This window comes from Corynebacterium minutissimum (genome assembly GCF_016889765.1).
Classification (GTDB): Bacteria; Actinomycetota; Actinomycetes; order Mycobacteriales; family Mycobacteriaceae; genus Corynebacterium; species Corynebacterium minutissimum_B.
The window spans coordinates 2382338-2398293 of the sequence record NZ_CP069533.1 but is presented as its reverse complement, the minus strand read 5'-3'; the positions used below and the strand labels follow the sequence as shown (position 1 = coordinate 2398293).

Here is a 15956-nt window from a genome sequence, read left to right as displayed (position 1 = left end):
GCTAAATCCTACCCATCAGTGGTGGTCGCTGCGGCACCGCCCCAATGACGCCGGCGCGCGAGAGGATCGTGCGCGCCACCACGTCCGCCATCGGCGCCAGCTCCTCCAGCGGGCGGTTGCGGTGTGCACGGGTGCCCAGGTCCACCTCGGCGACGGCGTGGGGGCCATAGCGCTTGGCGACGTCCACCAGCAGCCCCGCTTCCACCCCGTATCCTTCCACGAACGGCAGCTCCATGGCAGCCGCGCGCCTTAAGGCGTATTCGCCGCCGAGAGGCTGGTCAATGTGCGCGAGCTCCGGAAAGAACTGCCGCAACAGCGGCTTGGCGGTTAGCTCAGTCACACGCCCGCCGCCAGTGGGCTTTCCTTGAAAACTGCGCTGGTAGCGCGCCTTGACCATCTGGATGTGCGGATCGATGAAAGGCTCAGTAAGCGCGGAGACCATTCCGGCAGCAGCGGATTCAAGATCAGCATCAATAAAGACGACGATGTCGCCCTCAGCTGCCGCCACGCCGCGCCAGAGGGATTCGCCCTTGCCGGGTCGGGGCTCCTCAGGCAGGATTTCCCGCCAGTTGAGCACCCGAGCTCCTGCTGCCTGTGACTCAGCCGAAGTCTCATCGCTCGAGTCCGCATCGATGACGAGCACCTCGTGGGGTTCATCGGCTAGGCATGCGCGCACGACGTGCGCCACGGTGCACTCCTCGTTGAGCGCGGGGATAATGACGGAAACTTTCATGCCAACCCGCGGGTCGTCGCCAAGGGCTGCATCTCGCCCTGGATGGCAGCGGTCATGCGGATGACGTCGAGTGTCGGCCCCACTTCGTGTACGCGGAAGGCGGCCACGCCGCGCGCAGCCGACCACGCCGTCGCCGCCAGCGTGCCCGCCACGCGTTGGTCCACGGCGCGGTCGAGGGTCTCGCCCACAAAATCCTTGTTGGACAAGGCCATGAGCACCGGCCATCCGGTGGCGACAACCTCGTCGATACGGCGCAACAGCTCTAAGCCGTGAAAGGTGTTCTTGCCAAAGTCATGCGTGGGGTCGATGAAGGTCAGTTCCTCCGGGCACCCGAGGCTTGCGGCTCGCTCGGCCAGCCGCGTGGTTTCTGCGATAACGTCAGCCACCACATCATCGAAGTGCACGCGATGCGGGCGGGTACGCGGTACCACTCCACCGGTATGGGAGCACACGTAGCCCACCTTCTTGTCGCCGGCGACCTCGATGAGCTCTGGGTCCCAGCCTGCCCACGTGTCATTGACCAGACCGGCGCCGGCCGCAATCGCGGCTTCGGCCACCTCTGCGCGCCACGTGTCCACCGAAATCAGCGCCTCCGGGTGGCGGCGATGCAACTCCGCGATGGTAGGCACGACGCGCTCGATTTCCTCGGTCGCGTCGACATGTTCTCCCGGCCCGGCCTTGACTCCGCCGATGTCGATGATGGAGGCGCCGTCGGCAAGCGCCTGCTCCCCTCGCTCCACTGCGGGGTCCAGCTCGAAGGTAGCGCCCTTGTCATAAAAGGAATCCGGCGTGCGGTTCACAATCGCCATGACCTGGGCCAGACCACGCTGGGGGCTCACTTGTCCTCCTGCTCCCGGATGCGCTTATCCGACATCACCTTGTGCGCCGCCACGATGTGGGCCAGGGCTTCATCCGGATCGTCGGTCACGAGGAAAAGATCCAGGTCCTCCGGGTTAATAAAACCTCCATCCGCCAGCGTGCGCTTCATCCATTCCACCAGGCCCGACCAGTAGTCGGTGCCCATCAGCACGATGGGATAGTTGGTGACCTTGCCGGTCTGAACCATACACATGACCTCGAAGAATTCATCCATCGTGCCCATGCCGCCGGGCAAGCAGATGAAGGCCTGGGAGTATTTGAGGAACATGGTCTTGCGCGCGAAGAAGTATCGGAAGTTTAAGCCCAGATCGACGTATGGGTTAAGGCCCTGCTCGTGGGGCAACTCGATGCCCAGGCCCACAGAGAGCCCACCGGCCTCGTGCGCACCGCGATTGGCCGCTTCCATAACGCCGGGACCTCCACCAGTGATGACGGCGTACTGGGCCTCCGCCAAGCGCTTGCCGACGGTCACACCAAGCCGGTAGATCGGATCCTCCTCGCGCGACCGCGCGGAGCCAAAGACGGTCACGGCCTTCGGAAGCTTGGCCAGAGCATCGAAACCATCCACGAACTCGCCCTGGATGCGCAGGACGCGCCACGGATCAGCATGCTGCCATTCGTGATCCGCGCCGGACTGCAGAAGGCGCTGGTCGAAGGTGGAGGATTGCTCGCCGGCGGTGCGGACGAGCAGTGGGCCGCGGAGAGTGCGGATTTGCTCAGGGGTCATGGTGAATTATCCCTTCAGGTAGTTCAAGAGAGCGTGAGAAACCTCGGTAATCTGCTCAACGAGGACTTGTTCGTCCTTCTTATGAGCAAAGCCCGGATCGCCGGGGCCGAAGTTAACGGCTGGGGTCCCCATCTCGGAGAAGCGGGCGACGTCGGTCCAGCCGTACTTGGCGCGGACGTTGCCCCCGACGGCGTCGACAAGCGCACGTGCCGCCGGCTGTCCCAGGCCCGGCAGGGCGGCACTGGCGATGTCATCGACCTCGATGCTGACGTTCTCGTGCTCGCCGATGACCTCCTTCATATGCGCCAACGCTTCCTCCGCGGTGCGGTCCGGGGCAAAGCGGAAATTGACGAACATCCAGGCTTCATCCGGAATCGTGTTGGTAGCCACGCCGGATTCGAGGTGCACGATATTGAGGCCTTCCTTGTAGGTGCAGCCATCAATCTCCACCTCGCGCGGCTGGTAGTTGGCCACGTTCATCATCACAGGGGCCAAGGTGTGGGCGGCATTGGAGCCCAGCCACGCACGGGCCGAGTGCGCTCGGGTGCCCTGTGCTGTCACGCGCAGGCGAATGGTGCCCTGGCAACCGGCCTCGATCATGGCGCCGGAAGGTTCGCCCAGCAGCGCGAGGTCTCCCTGCAGCCACTCCGGGTGATCCTTTTGCAGATGGCCCAAGCCGTTGAACTCGGTGGCCACCTCCTCGCCCTCGTAGGCGATGACGGTGAGATCGTGCTTAAGCTCCTCTGCGTCATAGAGCTGCGCAAACGCGTTGAGGTAGACGGCCATGCCGGACTTCATGTCCACGGTGCCGCAGCCATACATGGTGGTGCCATCTTCAGACATGGAGTGAGGCACGTTATCGGCCAGCGGCACGGTGTCGATGTGCCCAGCGAGCACGACGCGAGTCTTCAGACCGCGATTGGTGCGGGCACAGACAGTATTGCCGTAGCGCTCAACCTCGACCTCGCTCTGGTCCAGGCCGCGCAGGGCCTCCTCGACGGCAGTGGCAATAGCCTCCTCGTGGTGAGAGGGACTGGGGATATCCACCAGTGCCTTGGTGAGCTCAATGGGGTCGGCGAAGAGATTTAAAGTCACAACCCGCCATGCTAGCGTTCCCCGTCAGTTAGTGCATTGCGTAAAGTACTTCCCGTTGCAAATAATCAACGTTGTTGAAGGTGATCTCACATGGCTGCGGCCACACAACTCAAAACCCGACACCTCACCATGATGGGCCTCGGCTCGGCGGTGGGTGCGGGGCTGTTTCTCGGCGTAGGACTGGGAATCCAGGTCTCCGGCACGTCTATCCTCGTCTCCTATGCAGTAGCGGGCGCCCTCATCGCCTTGGTGATGTGGATGCTCGGAGAAATGGCCGCTGCCCGCCCCTCCCTCGGAGCGTTCTCCACCTACGCGGGCCAAGCTTTTGGCCCGTGGGCGCGTTTTACCCTGGGCTGGATTTATTGGTTCATGCTCGTCATGGTCATGGGCGCTGAAATCACCGGCGCCGCGGCCATCATCTCCAACTGGTTTGGCGTGGATCCGTGGATTCCGGCCCTAGTCGCCGTGGTCTTCTTTGCGGTGGTCAATTTTGCGGCCGTGGGCGGCTTTGGCGAGTTTGAATTCTGGTTTGCCATCATCAAAGTGGGCACCATTGTCGCCTTCCTTGGCGTCGGTGTGCTCATGGCTCTGGGCATCCTGCCCGGTATGGACCTCTCCGTGGCCGGCCACAACTTTACGGAGAATTTCCTGCCCAACGGCGGGCCGGGATTTGCTGCTGGCCTTTTGGCCGTGGCCTTTGCTTTCGGCGGAATTGAGCTGGTGACGATTGCCGCGGCCGAATCCGAGGACCCCGCCCACAACGTGGCCACTGCCGTCCGCGCCATCATCGTGCGCATCATGGTCTTCTACATCGGCTCCATCCTCGTTATCACGATGGCTCTGCCTTTCAGCTCCATCCAGGATGCCGACGTGGCTGCCGATTCGCCCTTCACCCTCGTCTTGGGCGCAGCACAGATTCCTTTTGCCGCCGGCTTTATGGAGGTTGTTATCGCCCTCGCGCTGCTCTCTGCGTTCAACGCACAGATTTACGCCACCTCCCGTTTGGTCTACGACATGGCCAAGGACCACAGCGCCCACCACGTCTTCTTGAAGACCAACACCTCCGGCTCCCCCATCTTCGCGGTGCTGCTGTCCATCATTTTCGCTTTCGCGTCGGTGGTGCTGCAGTACTGGAATCCGCCGGGGCTCTTGGCCTTCCTCTTTAACGCGGTGGGCGGTTGCCTCCTCGTGATTTGGTGCTTCATCGTGGCCTCCTACATCAGGCTGCATCCCCAACTCAAGGCCAATGGCGAGCTCACCACGCTGCGCGTTCCGGGCTACCCGTGGCTGCCGTGGCTGACCGTCCTGGCCCTTGTCGGCTTGACGTTGCTCATGCTTTTCGACGCCTCCGCCCGCAACCAAGTCATCGCCGTCCTCATCCTCACGGCCGGGCTCATTGTTATCTTCTACCTACTACCGGGTAGGAAGAAGCGACACTCAGACGTGTAGCTGCTAGGGTGTGACGCTATGACTACTGCTTCCGCACGTGGCCTGGCAACCATTACCCACGACGGCACCGTCCTGGACGTCTGGTTCCCAGCAGTCCACCTCGATACCCCTGTAGATGCCAGCGGCACCAAGCGCTTGGAGGAGACTCCGCAGCAGTTCGCCGAACTCGTTGGTCCGGATGAAGAGCGCGGGGTGGCCCGCATTGCGGTGGAAACCTCCATCAAGGATCTGGACGAGGCTCCGGCCGATACGTACGACGCTTACCTGCGCCTCCACCTGCTTTCCCACCGCGCAGTCAAGCCGCACGGCCTGAACGTCGATGGCATCTTTGGCAAGCTGGCCAACGTGGTCTGGACTAACTACGGCCCCTGCGCGGTTGCTGATTTCCAGATGGTCCGCGGCCGCCTCGCCTCCCGCGGCCCGGTCGTGGTCTACTCCGTCGATAAGTTCCCGCGCATGGTGGACTACGTTGTCCCGTCCGGCGTGCGCATTGGTGACGCCGACCGCGTTCGCCTGGGCGCTCACTTGGCTGAGGGCACCACGGTAATGCACGAGGGCTTCGTGAACTTCAACGCTGGTACCTTGGGCGCTTCCATGGTCGAGGGCCGTATTTCTGCGGGCGTCGTCGTGGGCGATGGCTCCGATATCGGCGGCGGTGTCTCCATCATGGGTACTTTGTCCGGCGGCGGCAAGGAGGTCATCTCCATCGGTGAGCGCTGCCTGCTCGGCGCTAACTCCGGCATTGGCATTTCGCTTGGCGACGACGCCGTCGTCGAAGCCGGCCTCTACGTCACCGCAGGTACCAAGATCGCCGTCTTCGGCAAGATTGCTCAGGCGCTCGATGTTGCCGAGGGCGAGACCGTCAAGGGTTCTCAGCTCTCTGGTGTCTCGGGCGTGCTGCTGCGCCGCAACTCCACCACCGGCGCCGTCGAGGCCGTGGACTGGAAGTCGGAGGCTGTGGCCCTCAACGAGGACCTGCACAAGAACTAATCTTTACTGCCCTAAGGCCCCGCTCTGCGGGGCCTTGTGCGATCCGCCACTACTCAGGCTCGGCCAAAATCTCCCCTTTTGCCCAAATCCCGCGAGTGGCTGCCTAGAATGCTAGAGGTGACTGCTCAAAACGATTCCTCTACTCGCTCGCTCGGCAGCGGCCTGAAGGTCCGCCATCTCACTATGATGGGCCTCGGTTCCACCATTGGCGCGGGCCTTTTCCTGGGTACCGGTGTGGGCATTTCCGCCGCCGGCCCGGCCGTTCTGTTGGCCTATCTCATCGCTGGTTTCCTTGCTATCCTCGTCATGCAGATGCTTGGTGAGATGGGCACGGTCATCCCCGCCTCCGGTTCCTTCTCCGAGTACGCGGAGCACGGCATCGGTCGCTGGGCAGGCTTTACCCAAGGCTGGATTTATTGGCTCGCCACTGTCGCAGTCCTCGGTGCCGAAATCACCGGCGCCGCAGGTTTTATCGGCGCGTGGTTCGACTGCCCACCGTGGATCCCTGCTGCCATCTGCGTCGCGCTCTTCGGCCTCATTAACCTGCTGCGCGTGCGCATGTTTGGCGAGTTCGAGTACTGGTTCGCCTTCATCAAGGTCGCCGTCATTGTCCTCTTCCTCATCATTGGCGCGCTCCTCGTCTTTGGCCTCCTGCCCGGCCACTCCTTTATCGGCACGTCGATCTTCTTGGAAGATGGCTTCATGCCGAACGGCCTCGGTGGCGTCGCAGCGGGCCTGCTTGCCGTGGCCTTCGCTTTCGGCGGCATCGAGGTCGTCGCCATCGCGGCTGCCGAGTCCGAGGACCCAGAAAAGTCCCTCGTTAACGCTGTGCGCACCACGATTACGCGCATTTCGGTGTTCTACCTTGGCTCCGTCCTCGTCATCACCTTCCTCCTGCCCTACTCCTCGCTCGGTTCCGCGCAGTCCGCTGCCGAATCCCCCTTCACCATGGTGCTCGACCGCGCTGGCATCCCAGGTGCTGCGGTCATCATGGAGGTTGTCATCGTCCTCGCGCTGCTCTCTGCCTTCAACGCGCAGATTTACGCTTCTTCGCGCATGATGCATTCGCTGGCCTCACGCGGTGAGGCTCCCAAGCTTTTCGCTTCGACTGACCGCCGCGGCGTGCCCACGGCCGCCATTGCTCTCTCTGTGGCGTTGTCCGTGGTCATGGTCGTGCTGAATTACGCCGATACGGGCTGGCTTTTGTCCTTCATGCTCAACGCGGCCGGCGCGTCGTTGCTCATCGTGTGGGTGTTCATCGCCGTGAGCCAGCTGCGCTTGCGCCGCCAGCTCGAGGCCATTCACCCGCTGCCCGTGCGCATGTGGGCCTACCCTTACCTCACGTGGTTCGCCCTGGCACTCTTTGCTGCCATTGCGGTGCTCATGCTTACCGACGCCTCCGCCCGCATCCAACTCCTCTCCGCCGCCTCCATGTTCGCGGTACTCGCCATCGCCGGTGTTATCAACGCCAAGGCTCGCGGCATCGCCCCCACGGCTCGCCTCCCGCTGCCTACCGCCGCCGAGCTAGAAGCCCGCTAGCTACCCTGCTCCTCTCTTCTCTCTCCTATTACCACTTTCACTGCCGTTCTCTCCCCAACTCTCCTCTCCCCCCCTGCAGTTCTCTCCCCTTCCCCTCCCCAATCCGCGCGTCTTACCCTCCCTTCGCGCTCACCAGCGACCACCAGAGCACCATTTCAACTCGCTCCGTGAGCGCGAAGGGCGTTGTGAGCTAATCCCGCACCACCCCGCGCCTCTTACCCTCCCTTCGCGCTCACCATCGACCACCAGAGCGCCACTTCAACTCGCCCCGTGAGCGCAAAGGGCGTTGTGAGCTAATCCCGCACCACCCCGCGCCTCTTTCCCTCCCTTCGCGCTCACCATCGACCACCAGAGCGCCACTTCAACTCGCCCCGTGAGCGCAAAGGGCGTTGTGAGCTAATCTCGCACCACCCCGCGCCCCTTACCCTCCCTTCGCGCTCACCGTAAGCGCCACATATTGTCGAAACTTGATTTCGGTGAGCGCAAAGGGCGGTGTTCATTGGTGGGGCGATGCGAAGGGCGTAAGGCCGTTGGCAACGAGTCGGTGCGAAAGGTTGGGGGCGGCGCGATGGGCGGTTGGTGCGGTGAGCTGACCCAGCTTCAAGCCCGACACGCTCACAGTCAGCCTCCACTACCACATTCCGCCACTCGTCGGTGAGCGCGAAGGGACGTTATCCACAGGGGAACAGCAATTCAGCCCTGGGGGCCGCTCGCGAGAGCTAGTTCTCCACAGGCTGTGGTTGGGGTGGTGGGGGCGTCGCTAAGCACTGCTTATTTTCGGTCCTATGGGAACATGGACTACCGCAGAACTACGCGAACAGGGACTCGGCAAAGAGGCTATCAAGCGGAAGCTTCGCGAGCGTACGCTCTTCCGTGTGCATCGGGGGATTTACACCGACGAGTGGACGCCGCTGGCGGTCGCGCGGGCTTTGGTGCATGGGTTGAGCCGCGTTCATTTCACGGGCAAGACTGCGCAGGAGATTTACCTCGGTCGACAGCTGACATTTCCCCTGGAAGCAGAGGGGCCGCGAACTCTTAAAGGGAAGAAGTTTCGCGTGACGCATTCGCGGCTTCGCGCTACAACCAAGGTGGGAGGCCTGCCCGTTGTCGAGGCGCTGTGGTCGGCGCGCCGTATAGCTGGCGCGAGCGGCCCTTTGCTGGAGAAGCATTATCGCGGCAAAGACGGCCCCGGACGCTTAGAGAAAGACAAGCAGAGGATGCGGCGAGTGCCCCGGCGGCTGAAAGAGGCGATTCGAAACACCCCGATAGGCACGGATAGCCGGTCGGAGCAGGAGCTCAGCCGGAGTTTGCGGGCGAAAGGGATTTACCCGGAGCATAATGTGCTCATCGCGGGGTACCGCTTCGACTTTCTCATTGACAAACTCATCATCGAAGTTGATGGCTGGGAGTACCACAAGCACAGTGAGGTTTTTCAGGCAGATCGATCCAAACAGAATGCGGCTGTCGCTCACGGTTACACAGTTTTGCGCTTTACTGCCGACGATATCCGTTACCACCTCGATGATGCCCTCGCCCTCATCAAAGCGACGCTTGAGCTGCTCAAAGGTCGAGAGCCGCAACTGCCCTCGTGCGTGACACAGCCCTATTGGATGTGGCATTTATGCCTACAACGGTTGCCTTAGTGTCAATTATTCTTTACACTGAGTCATGTAAGCGCGACACACCTTAAAGGAGGTTCGATGCCCGACAACCCCAACATGGTCCGCAAATGGCGGCGTTGGCTCGAGCTGTCACAGGCTGAACTCGCCGAACGAGCAGGCGTCTCCCGCCAGACCATCGCGAACATTGAACGCGGAAACTATTCCCCTTCAGTGCATCTCGCCCTAGACATCTGCCGCGAACTTGGAAAAACCGTCGAAGAAATTTTTGGAGATGATCAACATGATTAATGCAATTGCCAACTACTCACTTCGAGAAATCGAACGTGCATCACACGACGAATACGAGCGCGAAACCTTCTACAAGGCGTGCACCATTGCTGCGCCTCTCATCCAGTTTCTCGAACTCGTCGTCGCTGCCATTCTCGCGTGGGTACTCCCAGGCCAGATGAGCATGCTCTGCCTTCTCGTGCTTGTGCCCACGGTTATCGGAAATACCATTGGTACGGTGTGGCTGCGCCGTCGCATCGCGACACCACTCGTCAGCCGCAATTGGACTGTGATGGTCTTGTACCTCGTACCGCTCATCGTTATGTTCGCCGGCATTGCGTGTAACGCCTACAAGCCTGCCCCGGCCTCTTATCTCATTGGCGCCGTGGCTGGTGTTATGACCGTGGTGATCCTGACGCCCTTCATTCGACGTCGCCAGCATCGTCGCGACCAAGCCCGCCTCGATGCCGAACTCGAGGACTAACTGCTTTCATTTTCCGGCCCGCCCTTCGCGCTCACCGCGGAAGGCGGGTGTTGCTGTTTTCTCATCCCTGTGAGCGCCAAGGGTGGTGGCTGACGTTCGAGTGGTAGCTGCCGCTCGGGTGGTGGCTGCCCTAGACGCTCACCGAAACCAAGATTCTCGCAGAACGGGCGTTTCCCGTGAGCGCGAAGGGAGTGGTGGGTGAAGGTCCGCGCCTTTCGCGCTCACCGGAGAAGCACGAAGATCCCGCGACCGGACGCTGGTGAGCGCGAAGGGTGGAGGGTCGGTGTGGAGGGTCGGTGTGGCGGGAAGAGCAGCGGGGGCAGGATGGCGCGGAGAGTGGAGGGTGGCGGGGCGGGAAAGCACGTGGCCCCAGGCTGCAACGACGCTTAAGCGGGCTTAGTTTCGTGCACCACGACCGGCTTCTTGGGCGTCGAGCGGAAGGTCCACAGCTTGTTGAACACAAAATTGATAGGCATGGCCACGACAATGGAGATGGCGTTCGCCCAGTAGTACATCGTGCGGAAGCCGGTGGTGTCGTCGAAGATATGAGGCGGAAGCTGCAGCGGCGAGGTCGGATTCATGAGCAAGTACTGCACCGCGAGAGTTACCAAGTAGGCGCCAATGCCAGTAATGAGGAACGGCAAGAATCCTCGCAACCACGACACCTTGTTCACGGACTTGAAGGTCCACATGCGATTGAGCTGGTAGTTCCACGTATTAGCCACAAGAAAGGCAATGGTGGAAAAGAGCATGAACCAGCGCACGTGGAACTGGGTGCCAAAGAGGTTAAACATCGCATCATGCGGAGTGGCGCCGAACCAGGCCAAGCCGCATTTCGCGGCCACGATGGAGGTCGCAATGTTGACCAGCGTGCCCGAACCGCCAACCAGTCCGAACTTGATGAACTGGCCAAAGTTCGAGGCAAAGCGAGCAAAGCTCAAGTCCGCCATGGACCCACCCTTCATGCAGAATGCTCAATATTGATGAATAAAACTTCGTACGAGTTTAGTCCCTCGCCTCGCGCAAACTAAAAACGCTCGCCGTGCACGCGCTTAAACACACGCTCACGGCCACTTATGGGGTCAGTAAAGCTCATCGCGATGTGTGCAAGCTGCAAGGGCGAAGAGAAATCATAAAGGGCCAGCCCGCGGTCCACGGGATAGGTATCATCGCCCATGATCGGATGGCCCAGGTGATTGAGCACCACGCGAATCTGGTGGGTATGGCCGGTGAGCGGCCAGACGTCGACAAGCGTGCCTTGGGCAAGCACGCGAGTCTGCGTAAGAGTCCCGGAAGGATCCACGCGCACCTGACGCTCACCGCGCACGCGCCGCATGCCTAGGCGGACCGTACCGTCAAAAGAAAAGGGAGCGGCTACTCGAGCTTGGTAATGTTTCACCACCACTCGATCCTGAAAAAGACGCTGGTAACAAGGCCGCGTCCGGGGATTGCGCGAGCACAACACCAGCCCCGCAGTCAGCCTGTCCAGACGGTGCAGCGGCACAATCTCGTCCTCCCCGAAATCCACTCGGAGCCGAGTCTGCAGGGTTTCGCGCACGATGCGCCCATTCGACGTCGTGGGTAAGAAGTGCGGCTTATCGACGACTATCAGATCCCCGTCCTCATACACCACCCAGTAGTCGAAAGGAATGGGTTCTTCACGCGGGACGGAAGGGTGATACCACGCCAACGTGGGCCCAGGAAGTAGAGTGCCTGGCTCCAAGCGTGTCCCGGGCGAAAACGCGGAATCCCCCGCCTCCCCTGCCCAATAGGTAGGAGAAGCAGGCACGATGCCGGTGAGCATCACCTTGCGCGGGCTAATCCCCTCCCGCGCTGGAGGGCGAAAGGCCACTTACGCAGCCAACCGTGCGACCGCTGCGGCGATGCGCTCATCAGTGCCGTTCAAGCCAATGCGCACGTACTGCTCGCCGGCGGGACCGTAGAAATCACCAGGGGCAACGAGGATGCCGCGTTCCGCCAGCCAATCGACGGTTGCGCGGCAATTCTCACCACGCGTAGCCCACAGGTACATGCCGGCCTCCGAGTGCTCGATGGTGAAACCAGCGTCGGTCAGCGCGCGCATAAGCTTGGCACGGCGGGTGGCGTAGCGCTGGCGTTGGAGGGCTTCGGAGGGGTCGTCGTCAAGCGCGGCGACCATGGCGGCCTGAATCGGGCCCGGAACGATGAGCCCTGCGTGCTTACGCAGTTCCAGCAGCTCGGCAATGAGTTCGGCATCGCCGGCAAAGAAACCAGCGCGGTAGGACGCCATGTTCGCGGTCTTGGACAGCGAATGCATAGCGATGAGCCCGGTGTTATCGCCGTCGGTGACCCGCGGGTCGAGAATGGATACGGGCGGGTTCGCGTCATCCCAACCGAGGCTCATGTAGCACTCGTCGGAGGCCACGATGGCATTGTTCGCGCGCGCCCAGGCGACGATTTCGCGAAGCCTATCGACGCCCAACACCTTGCCCGTCGGATTAGACGGCGAATTGATGAATACCAGCGAGGCGTCCTGGAAGTCCTCGTCCGCGCGCAGCGGCTTCGCGCCTGCAAGGAGCGCGCCGACCTCATAGGTGGGGTATGCCACCGAGGGGAAGGCCACGGTCTGGCCGCGCATGCCCAACAAGGTGGGCAGCCACGCGATGGCTTCCTTGGTGCCGATGACCGGCAGGACCGCGTCCACCTGCATGTGGTAACGGCGTTCTAGGGCCTGAGCGATGGCCTCCCGCAGTTCCGGAGTGCCTTGTGTTTGCGGGTAGCCGGGAGCTTCCGCTACAGAAGAAAGAGCTAGCTGCACACCGGGTGCGACCGGATCGACAGGGTTGCCTACAGAGAGATCCACGATTCCGTCCGGATGGGCCTGGGCCTTCTTCTTGGCATCGGCCAAGGAGTTCCACGGGAAATCCGGAAGTGAGTCTCCGAGCGGCGTGCGGCTCATGGTCTACTCCTGGTTCTGCGGCGGGAGTGCGGCGATCATCGGGACGTCGAAGTCTTGCGGTCCCAAGGCCGCAGCGCCGCCTGGGGAGCCAAGGTCGTCGAAGAACGCAGCGTTGGCGTCGTTGTAATCCAGCCACTCATCCGGAACATCGTCCTCGTAGAAAATGGCTTCGACCGGGCAAGCAGGCTCGCAGGCGCCACAGTCCACGCACTCGTCTGGGTGGATGTAGAGCATGCGCTTGCCCTCGTAGATGCAGTCGACCGGGCACTCTTCAACGCAGCCGCGGTCCATCACGTCGACGCAAGGCTGCGCGATGGTGTAAGTCATAAGGGGTTCAAACTCCTGTGTGTCACGGGTTTTCTACGAATAACAGTATGCTACTCCGGCTTAAAAAATGGCCAAACGCTACCCGCGATTCCCGCCGTCAACAGGAGCAGGCTAAGAATATTATTGGCCAGCAACGAACCGTCACCAATGGCTCCTCCCAGCATGAATGCGAAGAATCCGCCCACCCACGCGAATCCCGGCAGACCCGCGATGTAGGGATTCTCACTCCATAGTCGTGCTGTGCGCGTGAGCACCCCGTTAAACCACCAAGCGATGAGGATGGTGATGGGGAAAGGAACGCTGGATCCGTCGAACCACGGCACGCGAGCGGTGAGGTACACCACCTCGAGAGTCAGCGAGCACAGCGCTCCCAACACCAGCCACACGAGGCCGCCAATTTGCTCGCCGCGAGAGAAATCAGTGCGGATGGCGCGCTCCCTCACTTCTCCCCCAGCAAGGAATCCTGCGGTGCGCCTTGGCCCAGCTGGTAATACTCGTGGCGCAGAAGCGGCATGGTGAACAGGTTGGAGAGCGCATAGGCGGCGGGTACTTCAGCGGGGTTGCTGAGTCCAGCCTGGGCTGCATGTGGGTTGACGGGGTTGAGCGAACCATCGGCCAGCCAAATTTGCGTGGCGTGGGCGAGCATGGCGGCGCGCTTGGAGGCTAGGGGGACGTCGGCAAGCGCATAGGCCACGTCGAAACCTTCGGTGGTGAAGTTATCCAGGTAGGCCTTATCCGGCAGGCTCCAGCCCTCCGGTGGGGTGATGGACTCCAGCGCGCGGTAGTGGGCAGCGCGCTCGAAAATGGCCCACCAGATGCGCTGCTCTGGCGCCGCGGCGGCATGAACCGCGCGGTGTACCGCGATGTGATCCGGGTGGCCATAGCCGCCATCGGGGCCATACGTGAGCACGGCGTGCGGCTGCCATCGATCCAGGTGGGCCCTGAGCAAGTCTGCTGCTTCGTCGACGCGGTTGACCAGTGCCTGTGGGTTCTCGTGCGCGGGAGACCCGGCCATGCCAGAATCACGAAAGTGCCCGAACCCGCCGAGTTGGATGCCGCGAACACCCAAAGCGTCGAGAGAACGTTTCAGCTCCCACGCGCGGAAGCCTCCGAGGCGATCGCTTTCCGCCAGCCCCTGGTAGGTTTCACCAATAACCTCGCCTTCCTCGCCCAACGTTGCGGTAATAACGGCGACGTCGGCGCCGCGGGCAGCCATATCCGCCAAGGTGCCACCGGTGAAAAGCACCTCGTCATCTGGGTGGGCGTGCACCGCTAGAACGCGGTAGCCGGTGAGATCTTTAGTCTTCATCTTTCCTCCACTGCGGTGCGCTGACGAGGCCAGAATCCCAGTCCTCAATGCTTTGTCCGGGCCCCACGATACCCTTGCCCAAGGCGTGAATTCGCACTTCATTCAGCAAAGGGACAAAAAGCACGTGCTCCATATTGAGTTGGTTGACCCGCTCTTGGGCTGCCATGGAATCGAGGGAACCATCGAGAATCTCCGCCGCTGTGTCTTCTGCGTGCTCGGGACAGAAGCCGTTGAGCTCGCCTGCGGGGCTGCTCGTCGTCGCACAGGTGAAAAAATCCGCCATGCTCAACGAATCTTTACCATTCTCGTCCCAGGCCAAAACCACATCCACCTTGCCGGCGGGAAGCAGCTCCGTGGTGATGGTGCTGAGGCGTTCGGAGACAATTTCGACGTCGATAGCCTTCGACTGCAGCACGTCCGCGATGGTGTTGGCTGCCGCCAGCGCAGTGGGGTTGAGCGGATCGACGGCGATGCGCAGCGGCTTGCGCCCGGCACGCTCGCGCAGTGGGGAGAGCTCTACGGGGTCGTTAAAAGGATTGTGACCTGGCTCTAAGTTGGAGGAGCGGCCCGTGGCCAGGCGCGCGATCTGCTCAGTGTTGAGCAGAGAGGCCAGCGCGCGGCGTTGGGGTTCTTCCGGCAGCGCCTCCTCGAGAGTGGACATCTGCACGCGCAATTGGCGTGAGCGCGTTACTACCCCAGTGTTGACGTTGTTGAGCAAGCTCAAGCTCTCCAAACTGGTCTGCTGCGGGGTAAAGTCCGCAAACCCAATCTGGTGCGAGCGCAGCATATTAACAGCCTGGGTGGTATCCCGCAGGGCGCGGAGCTGGATGACGTCAATGGTCGCAGGGTCCTCACCCCAGAAGCGGTCATTGCGATTCAGCGTGATGACGCCGCGGCTGCGGTCCATGCCGGCCACCATGTAGCGCCCAGCAGAGGCCGGAATGCCCTCCGAGAGAACAGAAGAAAACTCCTTGTCCACGAGCAAATGCGAGGGCAACAGATGGGCAAAAAGCCTGTGCCAGTCCTCGACGCGGCGCTCAAAGTCCACTGTGACAACGCGGCCGCTACCCGACGTCCTCACCGCCGAGATCGCCTGGTACCCCGACGCCGAATTGGCCCCGGGTGTACGGGTGATCTGTGACCACAGGTAGTGAAAATCCGAACCGCTAATCGGTGTGCCGTCCGACCATTGCGCGGGCCCGGCAATGGTGTAGCGCACGCGCATGGCGATGGTGCCTGGGGCATCGATCTCCTCTGCCGATTCCAGCACGTCCGTATCCATCTCATCGCCGTGGAAGGCGGAGGGAAGGACGAGCTCCGCAATCTGGCTCACCAACTCCGAGTTATGTGCGATGAGGTGCGGATTAAGGCCGCCGCGCAGTGGGTCTACGCCGATGGCCACGGTGCTGCGCTCAGGCAGCACATCCTCCTCCGGATCCTCCTCTGGAGTGGGGCTTTCCGTAGTCGACTCGGTGGGCGACGCACTCTGCTCGTCCGCCTCCACGACGGGCGGTGGTCCAGGATTAGCCTGGCAAGCACTCAACCCACTGACCAGCACACACGCAGCCAGCAACCGGGAGAAACGGACCACGCCACC

At 61.9% G+C, this 15956-nt stretch carries 17 protein-coding genes; 6 read left to right on the top strand and 11 right to left on the bottom strand.

Going from position 1 to position 15956, the window contains the following annotated elements:
* Nucleotide 1: 1 nt before the first annotated feature.
* Genes I6J26_RS11280 through dapE form a run of 4 tightly spaced genes read right to left on the bottom strand, consistent with a single transcriptional unit; the run spans nucleotide 2 to nucleotide 3434 of the window.
* A complete protein-coding gene (locus tag I6J26_RS11280) occupies nucleotides 2-733 on the bottom strand; it encodes a glucosyl-3-phosphoglycerate synthase (protein WP_115021668.1) in 732 nt (243 codons plus the stop codon).
* On the bottom strand, nucleotides 730-1542 hold the full coding sequence (gene folP, locus I6J26_RS11275) for a dihydropteroate synthase (RefSeq protein ID WP_181815440.1): 813 nt from the start codon (nucleotides 1540-1542) through the stop codon (nucleotides 730-732). The genes I6J26_RS11280 and folP overlap by 4 nt, the downstream gene beginning before the upstream one ends.
* A gap of 26 nt (nucleotides 1543-1568) precedes the next feature.
* Nucleotides 1569-2339, bottom strand: a complete 771-nt coding sequence (locus I6J26_RS11270) for a TIGR00730 family Rossman fold protein (protein WP_115021666.1) — start codon at nucleotides 2337-2339, stop codon at nucleotides 1569-1571.
* Between the two features lie 6 nt (nucleotides 2340-2345).
* Nucleotides 2346-3434: a succinyl-diaminopimelate desuccinylase gene (gene dapE / locus I6J26_RS11265; protein ID WP_115021665.1), complete on the bottom strand. Its 1089-nt coding sequence runs from the start codon at nucleotides 3432-3434 to the stop codon at nucleotides 2346-2348.
* A gap of 90 nt (nucleotides 3435-3524) precedes the next feature.
* Here dapE and I6J26_RS11260 point away from each other — a divergent pair, with 90 nt between their 5' ends.
* The 6 genes from I6J26_RS11260 (at nucleotide 3525) to I6J26_RS11235 (ending at nucleotide 9785) form a co-directional block, all read left to right on the top strand.
* Nucleotides 3525-4883 (top strand): amino acid permease, encoded by a 1359-nt coding sequence (locus tag I6J26_RS11260; RefSeq protein ID WP_115021664.1) that lies wholly within the window; start codon nucleotides 3525-3527, stop codon nucleotides 4881-4883.
* Nucleotides 4884-4901: 18 nt separating this feature from the next.
* Nucleotides 4902-5873: a 2,3,4,5-tetrahydropyridine-2,6-dicarboxylate N-succinyltransferase gene (gene dapD / locus I6J26_RS11255; protein WP_115021663.1), complete on the top strand. Its 972-nt coding sequence runs from the start codon at nucleotides 4902-4904 to the stop codon at nucleotides 5871-5873.
* A 108-nt stretch (nucleotides 5874-5981) separates the two neighbouring features.
* Complete coding sequence (locus I6J26_RS11250) at nucleotides 5982-7412, top strand: amino acid permease (RefSeq protein WP_115021662.1); 1431 nt, start codon at nucleotides 5982-5984, stop codon at nucleotides 7410-7412.
* Nucleotides 7413-8197: 785 nt separating this feature from the next.
* On the top strand, nucleotides 8198-9055 hold the full coding sequence (locus tag I6J26_RS11245) for a DUF559 domain-containing protein (protein WP_115021661.1): 858 nt from the start codon (nucleotides 8198-8200) through the stop codon (nucleotides 9053-9055).
* 57 nt (nucleotides 9056-9112) lie between these two features.
* Complete coding sequence (locus I6J26_RS11240; RefSeq protein ID WP_039674807.1) at nucleotides 9113-9322, top strand: helix-turn-helix transcriptional regulator; 210 nt, start codon at nucleotides 9113-9115, stop codon at nucleotides 9320-9322.
* Nucleotides 9315-9785, top strand: a complete 471-nt coding sequence (locus I6J26_RS11235; RefSeq protein WP_115024290.1) for a transcriptional regulator — start codon at nucleotides 9315-9317, stop codon at nucleotides 9783-9785. The genes I6J26_RS11240 and I6J26_RS11235 overlap by 8 nt, the downstream gene beginning before the upstream one ends.
* 386 nt (nucleotides 9786-10171) lie before the next feature.
* Here I6J26_RS11235 and I6J26_RS11230 read toward each other — a convergent pair whose 3' ends face one another.
* The 7 genes from I6J26_RS11230 to I6J26_RS11200 form a co-directional block, all read right to left on the bottom strand.
* On the bottom strand, nucleotides 10172-10735 hold the full coding sequence (locus tag I6J26_RS11230; RefSeq protein ID WP_115021660.1) for a GtrA family protein: 564 nt from the start codon (nucleotides 10733-10735) through the stop codon (nucleotides 10172-10174).
* A gap of 77 nt (nucleotides 10736-10812) precedes the next feature.
* The gene (locus tag I6J26_RS11225) at nucleotides 10813-11637 is read right to left on the bottom strand and encodes a pseudouridine synthase (protein ID WP_115021659.1); all 825 of its coding nucleotides are present in this window, start codon (nucleotides 11635-11637) and stop codon (nucleotides 10813-10815) included.
* Nucleotides 11638-12723, bottom strand: coding sequence for a succinyldiaminopimelate transaminase (gene dapC, locus I6J26_RS11220; protein ID WP_115021658.1), 1086 nt, complete (start codon nucleotides 12721-12723; stop codon nucleotides 11638-11640). It abuts the gene before it with no gap.
* 3 nt (nucleotides 12724-12726) lie between these two features.
* Nucleotides 12727-13050 carry a ferredoxin gene (gene fdxA, locus I6J26_RS11215; RefSeq protein WP_005327491.1) on the bottom strand — a complete coding sequence of 108 codons (324 nt, stop codon included), beginning with the start codon at nucleotides 13048-13050 and terminating at the stop codon, nucleotides 12727-12729.
* Nucleotides 13051-13100: 50 nt separating this feature from the next.
* The gene (locus I6J26_RS11210) at nucleotides 13101-13493 is read right to left on the bottom strand and encodes a hypothetical protein (protein ID WP_115021657.1); all 393 of its coding nucleotides are present in this window, start codon (nucleotides 13491-13493) and stop codon (nucleotides 13101-13103) included.
* Nucleotides 13490-14359 (bottom strand): PIG-L family deacetylase, encoded by an 870-nt coding sequence (locus tag I6J26_RS11205; RefSeq protein ID WP_115021656.1) that lies wholly within the window; start codon nucleotides 14357-14359, stop codon nucleotides 13490-13492. The genes I6J26_RS11210 and I6J26_RS11205 overlap by 4 nt, the downstream gene beginning before the upstream one ends.
* The gene (locus I6J26_RS11200; RefSeq protein ID WP_115021655.1) at nucleotides 14349-15950 is read right to left on the bottom strand and encodes an ABC transporter family substrate-binding protein; all 1602 of its coding nucleotides are present in this window, start codon (nucleotides 15948-15950) and stop codon (nucleotides 14349-14351) included. The genes I6J26_RS11205 and I6J26_RS11200 overlap by 11 nt, the downstream gene beginning before the upstream one ends.
* Nucleotides 15951-15956 lie beyond the last annotated feature (6 nt).

Excerpts from the sequence above, each read along its gene's own strand:
- dapC (WP_115021658.1), bottom strand. The coding sequence starts at position 12,723 with ATGAGCCGCACGCCGCTCGGAGACTCACTTCCGGATTTCCCGTGGAAC.
- I6J26_RS11270 (WP_115021666.1), bottom strand. The coding sequence starts at position 2,339 with ATGACCCCTGAGCAAATCCGCACTCTCCGCGGCCCACTGCTCGTCCGC.
- I6J26_RS11240 (WP_039674807.1), top strand. The coding sequence starts at position 9,113 with ATGCCCGACAACCCCAACATGGTCCGCAAATGGCGGCGTTGGCTCGAG.
- I6J26_RS11260 (WP_115021664.1), top strand. The coding sequence starts at position 3,525 with ATGGCTGCGGCCACACAACTCAAAACCCGACACCTCACCATGATGGGC.
- dapD (WP_115021663.1), top strand. The coding sequence starts at position 4,902 with ATGACTACTGCTTCCGCACGTGGCCTGGCAACCATTACCCACGACGGC.
- I6J26_RS11235 (WP_115024290.1), top strand. The coding sequence starts at position 9,315 with ATGATTAATGCAATTGCCAACTACTCACTTCGAGAAATCGAACGTGCA.
- I6J26_RS11280 (WP_115021668.1), bottom strand. The coding sequence starts at position 733 with ATGAAAGTTTCCGTCATTATCCCCGCGCTCAACGAGGAGTGCACCGTG.
- I6J26_RS11245 (WP_115021661.1), top strand. The coding sequence starts at position 8,198 with ATGGGAACATGGACTACCGCAGAACTACGCGAACAGGGACTCGGCAAA.
- I6J26_RS11250 (WP_115021662.1), top strand. The coding sequence starts at position 5,982 with ATGCTAGAGGTGACTGCTCAAAACGATTCCTCTACTCGCTCGCTCGGC.
- I6J26_RS11230 (WP_115021660.1), bottom strand. The coding sequence starts at position 10,735 with ATGGCGGACTTGAGCTTTGCTCGCTTTGCCTCGAACTTTGGCCAGTTC.
- folP (WP_181815440.1), bottom strand. The coding sequence starts at position 1,542 with ATGGCGATTGTGAACCGCACGCCGGATTCCTTTTATGACAAGGGCGCT.
- fdxA (WP_005327491.1), bottom strand. The coding sequence starts at position 13,050 with ATGACTTACACCATCGCGCAGCCTTGCGTCGACGTGATGGACCGCGGC.
- I6J26_RS11205 (WP_115021656.1), bottom strand. The coding sequence starts at position 14,359 with ATGAAGACTAAAGATCTCACCGGCTACCGCGTTCTAGCGGTGCACGCC.